Origin of the sequence: Microcoleus sp. Pol12B5, assembly GCF_036701335.1 — a bacterium.
In the GTDB taxonomy this organism is placed as follows: Bacteria; Cyanobacteriota; Cyanobacteriia; order Cyanobacteriales; family Microcoleaceae; genus Microcoleus.
In genome coordinates, this window is sequence record NZ_JAUBQQ010000106.1 from 1 (window position 1) to 13,487 (window position 13,487).

General features: G+C 45.5%; 11 protein-coding genes and 1 tRNA gene. 3 read left to right on the plus strand and 9 right to left on the minus strand.

Annotated features, from left to right (window positions below; genetic code table 11):
- The first annotated feature begins 224 nt into the window (after window positions 1–224).
- Window positions 225–593, plus strand: a complete 369-nt coding sequence (locus tag QUA24_RS25685) for a DUF1818 family protein (RefSeq protein ID WP_333233128.1) — start codon at window positions 225–227, stop codon at window positions 591–593.
- A gap of 37 nt (window positions 594–630) precedes the next feature.
- Window positions 631–704: transfer RNA gene (locus tag QUA24_RS25690), tRNA-Pro, on the plus strand.
- A gap of 238 nt (window positions 705–942) precedes the next feature.
- Here QUA24_RS25690 and QUA24_RS25695 read toward each other — a convergent pair.
- Together QUA24_RS25695 and QUA24_RS25700 are read right to left on the minus strand one after the other, a co-directional pair.
- Entirely contained in the window at window positions 943–2,619 is a 1,677-nt protein-coding gene (locus QUA24_RS25695; protein ID WP_333233129.1) for a mechanosensitive ion channel, read from the minus strand.
- A 101-nt stretch (window positions 2,620–2,720) separates the two neighbouring features.
- Window positions 2,721–3,923 carry a transposase gene (locus QUA24_RS25700; protein ID WP_333233131.1) on the minus strand — a complete coding sequence of 401 codons (1,203 nt, stop codon included), beginning with the start codon at window positions 3,921–3,923 and terminating at the stop codon, window positions 2,721–2,723.
- Window positions 3,924–4,070: 147 nt separating this feature from the next.
- Between QUA24_RS25700 and QUA24_RS25705 the strand changes: the two genes are divergently transcribed.
- Window positions 4,071–4,535 (plus strand): SRPBCC family protein, encoded by a 465-nt coding sequence (locus tag QUA24_RS25705; protein ID WP_333057572.1) that lies wholly within the window; start codon window positions 4,071–4,073, stop codon window positions 4,533–4,535.
- 159 nt (window positions 4,536–4,694) lie between these two features.
- Here QUA24_RS25705 and QUA24_RS25710 read toward each other — a convergent pair whose 3' ends face one another.
- The 7 genes from QUA24_RS25710 to QUA24_RS25740 form a co-directional block, all read right to left on the minus strand.
- Complete coding sequence (locus QUA24_RS25710; RefSeq protein WP_333233133.1) at window positions 4,695–5,516, minus strand: alpha/beta hydrolase; 822 nt, start codon at window positions 5,514–5,516, stop codon at window positions 4,695–4,697.
- A 187-nt stretch (window positions 5,517–5,703) separates the two neighbouring features.
- Window positions 5,704–6,528, minus strand: a complete 825-nt coding sequence (locus QUA24_RS25715) for a transglutaminase family protein (protein WP_333233135.1) — start codon at window positions 6,526–6,528, stop codon at window positions 5,704–5,706.
- A 168-nt stretch (window positions 6,529–6,696) separates the two neighbouring features.
- Window positions 6,697–8,574, minus strand: a complete 1,878-nt coding sequence (mutL, locus tag QUA24_RS25720; protein ID WP_333233138.1) for a DNA mismatch repair endonuclease MutL — start codon at window positions 8,572–8,574, stop codon at window positions 6,697–6,699.
- 182 nt (window positions 8,575–8,756) lie between these two features.
- On the minus strand, window positions 8,757–9,866 hold the full coding sequence (locus QUA24_RS25725) for an ATP-binding protein (RefSeq protein ID WP_333233139.1): 1,110 nt from the start codon (window positions 9,864–9,866) through the stop codon (window positions 8,757–8,759).
- A 335-nt stretch (window positions 9,867–10,201) separates the two neighbouring features.
- A complete protein-coding gene (locus tag QUA24_RS25730; protein ID WP_333233141.1) occupies window positions 10,202–11,437 on the minus strand; it encodes a beta-ketoacyl synthase N-terminal-like domain-containing protein in 1,236 nt (411 codons plus the stop codon).
- Window positions 11,438–11,542: 105 nt separating this feature from the next.
- Complete coding sequence (locus QUA24_RS25735; RefSeq protein WP_445242650.1) at window positions 11,543–12,325, minus strand: peptidylprolyl isomerase; 783 nt, start codon at window positions 12,323–12,325, stop codon at window positions 11,543–11,545.
- A 316-nt stretch (window positions 12,326–12,641) separates the two neighbouring features.
- A complete protein-coding gene (locus QUA24_RS25740) occupies window positions 12,642–13,208 on the minus strand; it encodes a photosystem I assembly protein Ycf4 (RefSeq protein ID WP_333216027.1) in 567 nt (188 codons plus the stop codon).
- Window positions 13,209–13,487: the final 279 nt, after the last annotated feature.

Here is a 13,487-nt window from a genome sequence, read left to right on the forward strand (position 1 = left end):
ACTCGTTCAATTTTTCAAAACCTCAATATCCCTTATTTGCACTTTTCTTCTGCCTAGAGTGACAAAAGAGGGTTAATACTCAGGAATGCAGAAACCGGGTTTTTTACGGGAATATTGCTGTTGAGCCTTTAACACAGGTAAAAAACCCGTTTTCTTTCGTATTTATGAGTAAGTCCTACTAATCTAAAATCCAAAATCTAAAATCTAAAATCTAAAATCCCTTAATGGTGGAACGTGTAATTAAAACGGGTGTTGGGTGGCGTTTGGGATGGAACCCGGAGGCCCAGGAGTTTAAGGGTTTGGTGGCTGGCGACGGTTGGGCGATCGAACTCACGGAGGCTGAGTTAAACGATTTTTGCCGATTGTTGGGGCAATTAGCCGGCACAATGAGTCACATGGCCTCTGAGTTAATGGACGAGGAAAAAATAGCTATTGAAGCCGAAAGCGACTTGCTGTGGGTGCAGGTGGAAGGCTATCCCGAAGCTTACAGCGTGCAGTTGATCTTGAATGCTGGCAGGAGGTGCGAGGGTTTTTGGCCGACGGCTGTGGCTCCGAGTTTGGTGCAGGCTGCAAAAATTTTAAAAGTTTTTTGACTTTTTAGGGAATTCTATGCTAAGCTGTTAAAGCTGTCGGGGCGTAGCGCAGCTTGGTAGCGCACTACTTTGGGGTAGTAGGGGTCGTGGGTTCAAATCCCGCCGCTCCGATTGTGATAAAACCTTCTCTATGAGAAGGTTTTGTTGTTTTAGGGTCGGCGACGCAGCTCTTACCATTCTCAATTAGGGGCATCGGCCCAGAAACAAACATCAATCTCTGCTTCCGAAAAGTCTATAGTCTATAGCTGTATCCTCAACTTCAAAGGCTTTGCGATTGCTTCGCGACCCTCACAATAAAGTTAATCATAAAAAAAAGGCGTTTGTACTTGACAAACGCCTTTTTATAGAATTACAAACGCGGCGTCTTATCTTGTTTAAACGACGCTAACAATTCGCGAATTTGGTCGGCAGCAATCTCGCGCCCGCCCAAACCAAAAGCTAGAGCAATACCAACTGCGATCGCCCCAAGCAGCAGCCCGAAAGCCAAATTCACAATATCGCTGCCAATGCCCATTTGTTGCAGCGCCAAGGCCGAAACAAAGGCAATAATCGCAATCCGAGCCGCTTGGCCCAAAAGCCGCGCTTGGCGAGTTCCAGAACTGGCAATCAAACTAAACGCCAGATTCGCCAAATACAAGCCGATCGCAAATACCACCAAACCGGCCAGCACCCGACCTGCAACCAGGACAATACCGCTAACAATTGCCGTCAGTGCTGGAATCCCCAGCACATCGGTAGCCGCCACCACAGCAAACAGCATGATGCCCACCTGCACCACGATGCCGACAAACTCAGAAGGCGTGCGGGCCGGAAGTTCCGGTTCCTGAAGAATCGTTGCCTCCGGATCGATCGAACTTGGCGGTAGTCGCAGTCGCTGTTTCGGCTGCTGCACTCCCAACCAAGAAAAGACATTGTTAAAGCCAATTCCCGTCAGGATATTAGTCACCAAATCGCTGATCCAGCGCCCCAAAAAGTAAGCAACCCCCAGAATTAGCGCTGCTGTAAAAATGTTGGGAAGCGCGCCCAGAATCGTGTTGAGCATCGCGATTGCCGGCTGCGAAATCGCCTGAATATCCAAAGCGTTCAGAGCTGCGATCGCCGTTGGAATCAAAATCAAAACATAGACGATCGTACCGACAATCCACGACAGCGATTGTCCGCCCGAAGTCCGCGAGATTCCAAACCGAGCGCCCAAACCGTCCGCCCCAGCAGCCGCCAACAGATTCGTAACAATCCGCCGCACCACCATAGCCAGCAGCCAGCCCACAAACCCAATCACCAAAGCTTCCAGAATTTTCGGAATTGCTGCCAGAATTTGGTTGAGTAAATTATTAACCGGCAGCAGAGCCTGCTGCATTTCCAGCGAGTCGAGAATCAGCGGCAAAAACAGCAGAAAAATGAACCAGTACAGCGCATTCGCCACAGTATCGCTCAGCAGCAAAGGGCGCTCAGTCGGCGCAGTTCCCACCTCTTGATTCAAGCGCTCGTCCACGCTAAAAGCCCGCATCGCCCGCGATACGGCCATTTTGGCTACAGTTGCCAACACCCAAGCAATCCCCAACCAAATTAGTGCACCGGCTAACTTCGGCAAGAAACCGGTAATTTGATTGAGAAAAGTATTGAGGGGTTGCGAGACAGCCGTTAGATTCAGCCGGTTGAAAAAGGCAATTAGGAAAAATACAAAAATGATCCAGAACACCGCTGCGGAAATCCATTTTTCCACGTGCGGGGATCCAGCTCCTTCCGGGCGCCCGGTAATCCAAGCAGCCAGCCGATTGTCCAGCGTAGTCTTCTTGAGCAATCCCCCCACTACAGATGAGACGAGGGCTGATACTATCAAGCCAATAAGCAGGATACCGACGGCCCAGAGGAGATTTTCAATGTTTGATCCCTGAAGGAAATTGTTAATTCCGCGTTCTGCATCTGTCAGCGGATTCCCGGGCTGGGCCTGGGCCAAAATGCGATCGGACAAAGCCACTATGGGGACCGATATCGGTTGAGTTATTTCTTGCCAAGTTTCATTCATTTTTTTCTCAGGTTAACGTCACATTTGACAAGGACAAGACGAAACTTTAATAATAGTTCCAAAAAATCTAGACATCGCCTAAATTTAATGTTTGTACACTTTTAATGTACTGGGTTAACTACAAAACCCTCTATCGAATTTGGGATAAACCAATCTCCGACTGCTTTTGGGCCAATATTCCAAGAACCGTTTATATCGGCATTGATGAAGCGTCCAGTTTTGGTTCTGAACAATTCTCTTTTTACCCTACTGCCAATGTAGTCGGAATGTTGTTGAATTGGTTCCCAATCCAAAGCTGAACATTGGGAGGTGTAACTCTCCTCAACTAACAGAACTTGAATTCCAGCAAGTTGTCCTTTGTACTGCAACATTTGCACAAACCGGCGATGGGGGATACAGGGAAAATTTTGATTATTAACCAAACCCGTATTAATCCCATCTTTAAAATCATCGTTCCAGCCTATAGCCAGCAAGCCAATGTGATGATTAAGGAGTTCTTTAATAATTGCGTAACTCGTCGTGTGGAGGTAGTAATCCACTTTACAGTTACGCTTGTGCCACAATTGGGCGAGTTTTTTACTGTTTTTTTGCTGCGCTACGGGCAGCAATAATTTCAATGCCGATGAAACTTGATTGCAGTATTGATTGGTTGACTTAACAGCCCGTCCGTCGTAGATTGTCGCTACTAACCCACGAACATTGTAGGTTAATGTTGCCAGATTGTTTAATCCTAAAGCTATGGCAGCTACTGTCTGATTAACTTGTAAAGGCTTTTCTAACTTCTCATAGAGCACCTCGACCACATAACAACCTACTTTGGGAACAATCCGGATTTCCAGAATCGAGGTGACTTTTGATGGCAACCAAATATTAGTTCCAGAGGGGCGAACATATCCTTTTTTTAAAGCTCTTTTGCTGACAGCTTGACAATTAAATACAACTACATAGCGCCCGTTCTCTCTTTTTCGATCTCTTGAACCTTGATAATGAGGGCTTTGCGCTGCGGTTTTAAATTTAGTGGTGTCTTCCTGATAGTTTCGCACCCCTAGATAGTAGCTAGTCCATGCTTTGATCACTAATCCGATCGTGCTTTGTGCTAATTTTGCGGGCAGTGCTTTGTAATCAGGACTTGTTTTGAGGGCGTGATCAACAGCCAGAGCATTTGTTTGTTGGCTAGCAAAAAATTTTTTACGGTAGATGTAGTTAGCGCTATTGTAAAGATTTTTGCACAACAAAGAGAGTCTATCGGCTTCTCGATAAAACCTATGATTTGGTTTAATGATGTGCCTTTCGACTAACTCCATAATCGGTATATATACTTTAATTCAAGATGATACACTGTATTTATGAGTGTGTCAATCTTTTAATTTCTGGGAAAATTGACGTTACAAGTAAATAAAGGACTATCAAGTAAGCAAAGTTTTGTAATACCCTCCTTGTTGCAGGTTCTCATGTCAATTCGTCAAGTTTTCGAGCAATCCATTGAAATTCGCGCTGCTGCTACTCTGGTGGAGCAATGTATAGTCGATCGCACTTTAATGCACAAGTGGCTCAATCCCCTGCTACGCTGCGATCCCCAGGGCGAATGGGATACTGCCGTAGGAAGTCGCAGCTTATTTATCATAAAAATTCCCGTTTTGCAACCCTCTTTAGAGAGTGTTGTGTTGGAGCGACAACCCGGTTTAATTGTTTGGGGGTTTGACGGATTTTTCAAAGGATGCGATCGTTGGGAATGCCAGCCGCAAATCCAAGGAACTCTCTTGATTAACCGCTTTGAATTTCAAATTCCCAATCGTTTAATTAGATTTGGTTTCAATCGCTTTGCAGCCCCTTGGACAGAAAAAGATATGAAAGACCAACTCCGCAGACTCAAGCGGGTAGCAGAGCAACTATCTCAAAGAATGGGTAAGGGGTAATGGATAATGGGTAATTGGGAACTTTTACCCTCGCGTAGCCGAAGAATTGGTAATGGGTCATGAGTAATTGCTAATAGCTGAAAGCTAGGGCTAATAGGAAAAAAGCACCAATTCCCAATTCCCAATTCCCAATTACCCCTTCCCTCCAACTTCAGTTATTTATTTCGCACTTCCCGATGGATTGGGCTGACAAATCATTTCTCTCGCCGAATTCACGGCTTGGTTAGCCGTATTTTGCAAAGCCGGGGACTTCTGATACAAAGCTTGCAAATCTTGCACATCTTTAATCACTCGCTCGTAAATAACCATCGCTTGATTGCCGTCAACTTCTAAGGCAGTAGGGCTGTAATTTTGCATCACTTCAATCAGCGATATTTTGCCATCTTTGGAAGCTGCGACTAAAGCATCGCGCAGTGCGGGCGCGCTTTGCAGCCGAGTTGCCGGCGCATAAGCAACCTCCCCCAATTGTTTGAAAACAATTTCCCCAAAATAAGTGCTTGCTAGGCGCGCTACTAATTGGGAATCTAAAGGCACTTCTCGCGTTAATATTTCGCGCATCGACTCAGGAGTTTGTTTCGCAAGACTCAGAACGCTTTGCAGTTGAGATGATGCTTGGCCTGTTTGTGCAAAGCTTTGCAAGTCGCTCATCGGTAATGTTACGTCAACAGCACCGTATTTTACGGTAACATTATCTAATGCAAAGGCTTTGCCGCTGCTTAGGAATACTGCACTTGTTCCCAGCAAAAACGCCAAACCTAAGGATAAAGACTTTGACATCCTTTTGGTTAAATGGGCTGACAGGGGTTGCATTGCGTTGAGATACCGTTGTTGAAACTGAAAGTTCATGAGTTTGTGCCTCTTTACATCAAAATACTTTTTAGATCGCTCGTCTGTGCGGACATCTGTGCGGATATCAGTGCGGATATCAGTCGGGAAAGTCAAATCTGGATTTCCGTAAATGACCTCTGATTTTACAGTCAAGTCAAGCAAATTCAACCTATCAAAAGATATGTGTTAATTGACAATTAATATGTTATACTTATATTTTTGACAATTTTAGATACCTTTGCAAAAATGATAAAAGCGAAATTTGGTCGTCAGGCAGCAGTTTATTGAGCACCACTTTTATGTCTTATAGTGTGCTGTGCGACATATAGGGAATTTAAGTTCAAAGATCCCGATCGAGCCGATCGACCAATTGGCGAATTCTAGCAGCATCAGGAGCATTCGGAGCATTTCTCAGGTATAGTTCCAAATCGTGGCGTGCTTCCACCAAGCGTCCCAGTTGATAATAGAGAATTCCGCGATCGCGCCGTTCCCCCAGCGCATCGGGAAACAGCAGCAAAATCCGTTCGATCGCCAAGAGTACCCTCACAGCATCTTGCTGTTGCAAGTAAATCGCCTTCAGATTTCCCAGCATTCGCCCCAACAAATGTCGGCGACTTACCGGGGCGAGAAAAGCCGGCTGCAACTCCATAGGTTGACCATAAATTTGAGAAAGTCTCGCTTGACAATCTTCAGGAAACAAGATTTCGCCGCCGTTAAACGCATCAACAAAAATGCCAGCATCTTCAAAATCTGGTCTAATTAAAAAATGTCCTGGCATCCCAATTCCCACCATTGGAAAATCAATGCGCTTAGCAACCTCCAAATAAACCAAAGATAAAGAGATCGGAATACCAGTACGCCGATCGATAACTTCATTCAAAAAGCTATTGCGGGGGTCGTAATAATCAGCATCATTGCCCGAAAACTGCAACTCCCCATATAAATAGGCGTTAATAGTTTGAATAATCCGCAGCGGATAATTCTGTGCCGGCAGGCGATCGCGCACTTCATCTGCGATCGTGTCGAGAGCGTTGAGATACTCCTCGGGCTCTAAATTGGGGTATTCTTCCAAAGCCATGTAAAGAGCAGCTTTCGCCAGGTCGATCGAGCCATCCGGCTGATTTATTTCTTGATCAAATAGTTGTCGGGCGATCGGAAAATCCATATTTATGATTTATTTGATTTTAATTGACATTTTATACGAATATCCTGTTGCCCAAAAAAATATTAAAAACATCTCTCTTCTCTTCCTCTCTGCGTTCTCTGCGCCCTCTGCGGTTCAAAAAAAACAGTCTTGTATGTAACGTGCACCTTACAGCTTAACTTTTAACCTTCAAATCCCGTGACTTTTACCAATCACCCAACTGCGGCGAAAAATCCGAGCCAGAGTCGATTCTTCCAAAGCAAAATAGATAGGGCGGCCGTGAGGACAAGTGCGCGGATTACGAGTTTGCTGCCATTCATCCAACAAATTTTGCATTTGGGAAAGACTCAAAGGAGTACCGTTTCGCATAGCGCTACGGCAAGCAGTCGCAACTTGAGCTGCTTGTAAATCTGCGACTTTACTGAGTTCAAAAAGCGCATCCGCACAGTCATCTCGATCGGCTAACAATTCAGGAACTTCGCGGGCAGCCCATAGCTGTTCTCCAAAACTTTCTACTTCCAAACCCAATAGGGATAAATTTTCAATTTGCACTGCCGATAATTGACTGAGAATTACTGGTTTTTCTAGACATTTTAGCTGCCACGCTGCACACAATTGCTCGTATAAAACGCGCTCGTGAGCGATGTGTTGTTCCACCAACCACATTCCACTGGAATGTTCCGCAACAATGTATGTATTGTGAACTTGAGCGATCGCCCTCAATTCCATCAATCCTATTTTATTAGCTTTTTCCTGTTCGCCGCCTTCATCATTCTGCCTAGCCGAAATCCCGACACTGTAAGCACTTTTTTGTTCCGATGCCTTCAGCAATTTTCCCACTCGATCGGGAATTGGGGCAGGCGGCAAAACTTCATCGTTCAAATGCAAAGCACGAGTAATTGCCGCGCTAACTTGCGCTTGCCAAAAACTCGGATCATGTAGATAAATTTCCACCTTAGCGGGGTGGCGGTTCCAGTCGATTTCCGAAGGGGAGATTTGCAGGTGGACAAAACACACGGGATAGCGATCTCGCGGACAAGTGCGGGCAAAGGCGCTGAGAATAGTTTGCTCTAATTCGGGCGATCGCACAACTCGCCGATTTACCCCAACTTTCACCCAATCCGGCCGTCTGCGGTGACAGCGATCGGGCAAACCAATTACTAATTCTAAAAACTGGGAATTGGAAATTGGGAATTGGGTAGTAGCAACTGGTAATTGGTAATTAGGCTTAACTGTAGCGCCCACAAGTTGAGTTTCTAGCAATAAACTTGCAGCTTTCTGATTTTGAGGACTCGCAGGCAAATCTAACTTTAAATACTGCAAATCGCTCGATCGCACACCGCGCACGAACTGAGGTAAAAGTTGTTCTGCTGTGCTACCAGGAGTTACGTGCAAACAAGGGGTATTTGCTTGACGCAACTGCCAATTAACGTGCGGGTGACAAATAGCAATTTGCTGAAGGGTTAATTGGATCGATCGCATTTGCTGTGCCGGCGACAAAAAACTGCGGCGCACAGGCCAATTGCCAAACAAATTATCAACAGTCACCACCGTACCCGGAGCGATCGCGGCTGTTTCCACCTCTACAGCAACGCCCGCGTTATTGTAAACCACCCGCCAGCCCGATCGAGCATTTTCAACTCCCCCCTTGTTAAAGGATGATTTGGCGGGGGTTTGCGCCGACTCTCGATTTTCCGAAAAATCCCCCAATCCCAAATTATTCGATCGGCTCAAAACCTCCAAACAGCCCAACTGAGCTAAACTGTGCAAAGCTTCCCCCCGAAATCCCAAAGTATCAATTTTGTAAAGGTCAGCTTCAGTGGTAATTTTGCTCGTACTGTGAGGGGAAGCCGCCTGCTGCAAATTTTCCAGATCCATTCCTGTACCATTATCTGCAACTTGCACCCGCCACTGTTCGGGCCAGACAGAAACAATGATGCGAGTTGCGCCAGCATCCAGAGAATTTTCAACTAATTCTCGTACCGCTGCGGCGATCGAGTCAATCACTTCGCCGGCGGCAATTAAGTTGATAACTTCTGTGGGTAAGGTTTGAATATTAACTGGCATCAAATTTTTAGCAGTTCGTTAATTCAATTATACTTGATTCTCCAAGTCGCTACACAGTATTAGGACTTACGCTCTTAAAGCCGGTTTATTAGGAAAATATTGTTTTACAACAAGATATTTACTCATCAACTAAGTCTCTGATGCTTAGTGAAAAAGTCCTAAGTATATATCTTCCAAACTACTTAATTTTGCTCTCCTAAAGCCATGAGTTTCGGCAAGCGGATGTAAAAAGTTGTGCCTTTTCCGTCCTCTGACTCATAAGTAATTTTCCCTTTGTGAGCCTCCACAATCGACTTAACAATCGCCGTTCCCAACCCAGTACCAGTCCGCTTGCCATAAGTCACAAACGGTTCAAATAACTTTTCCTTAATTGTCGGCGGAATGCCTGGGCCGTTATCGTAAATGCTAATTTCTGCCCACTCCTCACTTTGTGTCACCGCAATCTCCACCCGACCCCCTCTGCCGCCAAAAGCCTCAACAGCATTCCCAACTAAATTTTGTAAAACGCGCAAAATCTTATTTTCATCCGCTTCCACTATTACTTCTGTCACCCGTACTGCTAAATCTACTTTTGCTGCTTCACAATAAACTCTGTTCAACTTTTCAAACTGCTGCAACGTCTGAATTAAATTAACTGGTTTTTTATTGAATACAGAATTACCTCGCGAAAATTCTAATACTTCTTCAGCCATCCCCAACATTCGATGAACCTGCAATTGAATAAGTTCACACCACTCCTGAGTTTCCTCATCTGGGTGCATTTCTTTGAGCATTTCACTGGAGAGTTTAATTCCGGTAAAAGGACTTTTGAAATCGTGAATAATTGTACTCACCATTTCTCCTACCAATACCATTTTTTGTTTGTGTACCAACTGGCTCACATATTGATCCGTGGTCTCCCGTAAATTTTTAGTAATGAAACTAAACATTTGCAGTACCGAACTGCCTTTAGCAAACTGGAGAGTTGTGATTAGTTCTTCACGGCCTATTTTCGCCAAAGTCGAGCCTGCAACTGCCACAGCTCTAGCACTGCGAGGCTCTCCGTCTAAAACTCCGAGTTCGCCAAAATAATCGTCTGGCTTAGCGACAGCAACCGTTTGATATTTATGATTTTCAATCCGCTTGCTAAACTCGACTTTACCTTCTAAAACTAGATAGAAAAAATCGGCTATTTCTCCTTCTTCAAAAACCAGCGTTTCCTCAGCAAAACTCTCCAAAACAGCTATTTGGCAAAGGTGAGCAGCTTGCTCTGGTTCAAAATAAGACATAAATCGATGAGATGCCAGATCCATGTGAAAATACCTGAGACTTAATTTAAACAGTTTCTTTCTTCTATTTTCGCCGATCGCCCTCGGTGCGTTAATAAAATACAATACTGCTTTAATCTGGCTCTCTTTTCTAGCCTCCCAGGCTGTGACGCAAGGATCAGCGTCGGGATGCAGAGCCAGACTAGGACAGCAGCACCAGCAATCTCACCAAAGTTCTCAGTTAGTTGACTAAAATACATAAATATTGTACTATTTTTGAGATTTAAATTGGACGTGGGAAAGTTCTCCGGCCACCTCAGAAGATTTTAACTATAGAGAGATCGTGTAATTTAAATGCCGATCGACCGAGTTTACAAAAATTAACGATCACCCGATAAAACGATCGCAGCATTCTGCCCGCCAAAGCCAAAACTTAAACAAACCGCATTTCTGACAATAGCCGATCGCGCACAGCGAACAAAATCTAATTCAAACCCCGGTTTTTTTATTCCCGCGCCCGGTGGCAACATCTGATATTTAATACTCATCAAACAAAAAGCCACGCCCAAAGCTCCCGAAGCTCCCAAAGTATGACCTGTCGCCCCCTTAGTCGAACTAACAGCAACTCCTGGGTGAAATAACTTCTCAATTAACAGTGCTTCATGTCGGTCATTTAACTCAGTTGCAGTACCGTGAGCATGAATAAAATCTATATCAATCGCCGCTAAATTGCTGCGTTTCAAACATTGATTTACTGCCGCGATCGCACTTTCCCCCCCCAGCTCTGGTGCATTAGCATGACAAGCATCATTTGTCAAGCCAAAACCGGAAACTAGACCGTAAATTTTAGCGCCACGACGCCTTGCCAAATCGGCAGATTCTAATACAAATAAAGCCCCGCCTTCACCGAGCACGAAGCCTTCCCGATTTTCATCAAAGGGATAGCACCCATTGTTTGCCAAAGCACCCATCCGGCTAAATCCAGCCAGAGTCAGTGGTGTGATAGGCGCTTCCACAGCACCTGCGATCGCCCGCTGACACTCACCAGTGCGGATTAAATCAACAGCACGGGCGATCGACCAAATACCCGTGGCACAAGCAGCCATCGGCGCCAATACCGGCCCCGTTGAGCCAATTGCCCTCGCCGCTGCGATCGCCCCCATGTGAGGCAAAAAATTCACAAATTGAGAATTGGGAATTGGGCATGGGGCATGGGGAATCGGTAATTGGGAATTGGGAATTGGGCATTGCGAATCGGTAATTGAGAATTCTCTTCCTTTTTCCTTCTTCCTTCTTCCTTCTTCCTTCTTCCCTCTTCCTTCGCTTGCCAACAGTTCCAAATTTGCCTGGAAGCCACGGCTAGAACCGATCGCAATCCCGCAATCTGGCAAAGGCAAAGTCAAATTAGCATCTTGCAAAGCATCTGCTAAAACCTGCCGAATTAAAGTTATTAAATCAGCAGGTTTTGTGCCAACCAAAGCCAAAGGTAGCGGTTCCATTTCTAAAAAAGGTTGATGGTGTCGAATTCCCGACTTCCCGGACAACAATCTTTTCCAGCCATCATCCAGAGTACCTAAAGCCGAAACAAGACCAATTCCGGTAACAACAACATCCATAAGTAAAAGGCTTGCTTTTGGCACAAAGTAGAAAGTAGAAGGCAGTTGTTTCTCAAATGACTACTGCCAACTGCCAACTGCCAACTGCCAACTGCCAACTGACTACTAATTAACAGCCTTAAAATTTTCCAAACCCTGAGTAACGGTAGCCTTATCAATGCGATCGCCCGCTTCAATCTTATCAATCACATCCATGCCTTGCTTGACGTACCCAAAAACCGCATAGCTACCGTCCAAAAACGGTACATCCGTCAAAGTAAAGTAAAACTGAGAAGAAGCCGAATCAGGACTCTGCGATCGAGCCATAGCAACAGCCCCGCGAGTGTGCATCAACACGGGTTTCTCCTTAACCCCAGCTTCTTCTAGCGTTTGGCTGTAAGTCGGATTGGCAGCACCTTTTACTTTAATTTCCAGAGGAATCCTGCGTTCGGTAGAAGTTTTTGGGTCAATAAAACCCCCAGTTCCCAGTCGCGCTGTAGGGAATTTAGGGTCTTTACCCTGGGGGTCGCCGCCCTGAACTACAAAAGGCTGAGGTTCCCGCACGACTCGGTGAAATACCAGCCCATCGTAGACTCCTTTCTGAACCAAATCGACAAAATTGCCCGCAGTAATTGGCGCATTTGTGCCGTCGAGTTCGATCGTAATTGGAGCACCTTTAACCGTCATCACCACCGTTGCTTTTCCTTCCAATCGTGGCAAATTGCTAAATTGCGAACTCGCCACTACAGCAGGAGAAGGAGACGGAGACAAAGAAATATTTTCACCCGACGCCGGATTTGGTGTCGGAGTCGAGTTTGCCACAGGGGAACTACCGCATCCTCCGACAAACAGCGCGCCAATTATTAAAAGTGAGAACAACCACCGCTGAATTTTGATTTGCATTTGCATTTGTATTTTCACTTTGAGTCAATTACGGACTTGGCAACTAAAGATTTTAATTCAATAGCCCGAACTGTTTTTAGTTCGTAGTCTAAAAACCGCGATTTTCCTTGGATAGCGAACTTGCCTAATCACCTTGAAACTCTTATTCTACAGTTGGCAATCAAAAACTATCCGAAGTATGGTGAATTGATAGATTCAAAAATTGGTAATAGGCTTACTCGCCGATCGATCTTTTTCACTTACCAGCTAGGTAAGGTGCGCGGCCCGGCGCACCCTACGAGACATTACCAATCTAAAATCTAAAACCGCAAATCGAAAATCCCTAAAGTCCTTCTAGAGGAACTTGCAAAAATCGAGCCAATTCGGCCGCTTGATTTTCCACTTCAGACAAAGCAATCGGCTGTCCGACTCTAGTCAGGGGAAACTGACGGCGGTCTTTGAGCTTAAGATAAATACTGCGGCGGGGATTGAGACCTTCTTTAATGTCTACCCGCACAGATTGCACATCCGATGTCTTGCAATTAAAATCAACTTTGCGGTTTTTGCCGGGAAAACCCCAGCGAAAGATCCGAATGTTACCAGTTTGTCGATCGAACTCGTTGTAACCGCCACCGACATCCCAGAGAATAGTCAGCCACAGGTAGAGCGCCAACAGCACGCCACAGACACCGTAGAAACCCATCGCAATGCCTTGGGGGATGAAAACAAGCTGAGTCGGGTCAGCAAAAGGCAGCAGGTTAACGTGCAAGTAGCTGGAAATGCCCGACAGCAGGAAACCAGTCCCTCCAATGCTGACCACCGTCGCCCACCAGTAATTGCTGAAGCGGCGGGAGCCCAAAACCGGGTAGCGCAGTACAGGATCGATCGAGGTCATTGTTTTTGCAGTCATAAAATTAAACAGCCTTAAAGCCAAATCTTAATTCAATTAGCCCACCGAGCGTCACGCTTCGCTGACGAGATCGCGATCGACCGATCGGCATTGTGTATCAACTCCTGCTAATTATGTTGAAAAATTATGAACTTCTAATATATAGTTATGTTAACTTTAATTAGAAACCTTGGTCTTTTAACAAGCAAAAGGATTTTACCCCAATGACAATCGCAGTCGGACGCGCCCAGACCGAAAGAGGCATATTTGATGTCCTCGACGACTGGCTCAAACGCGATC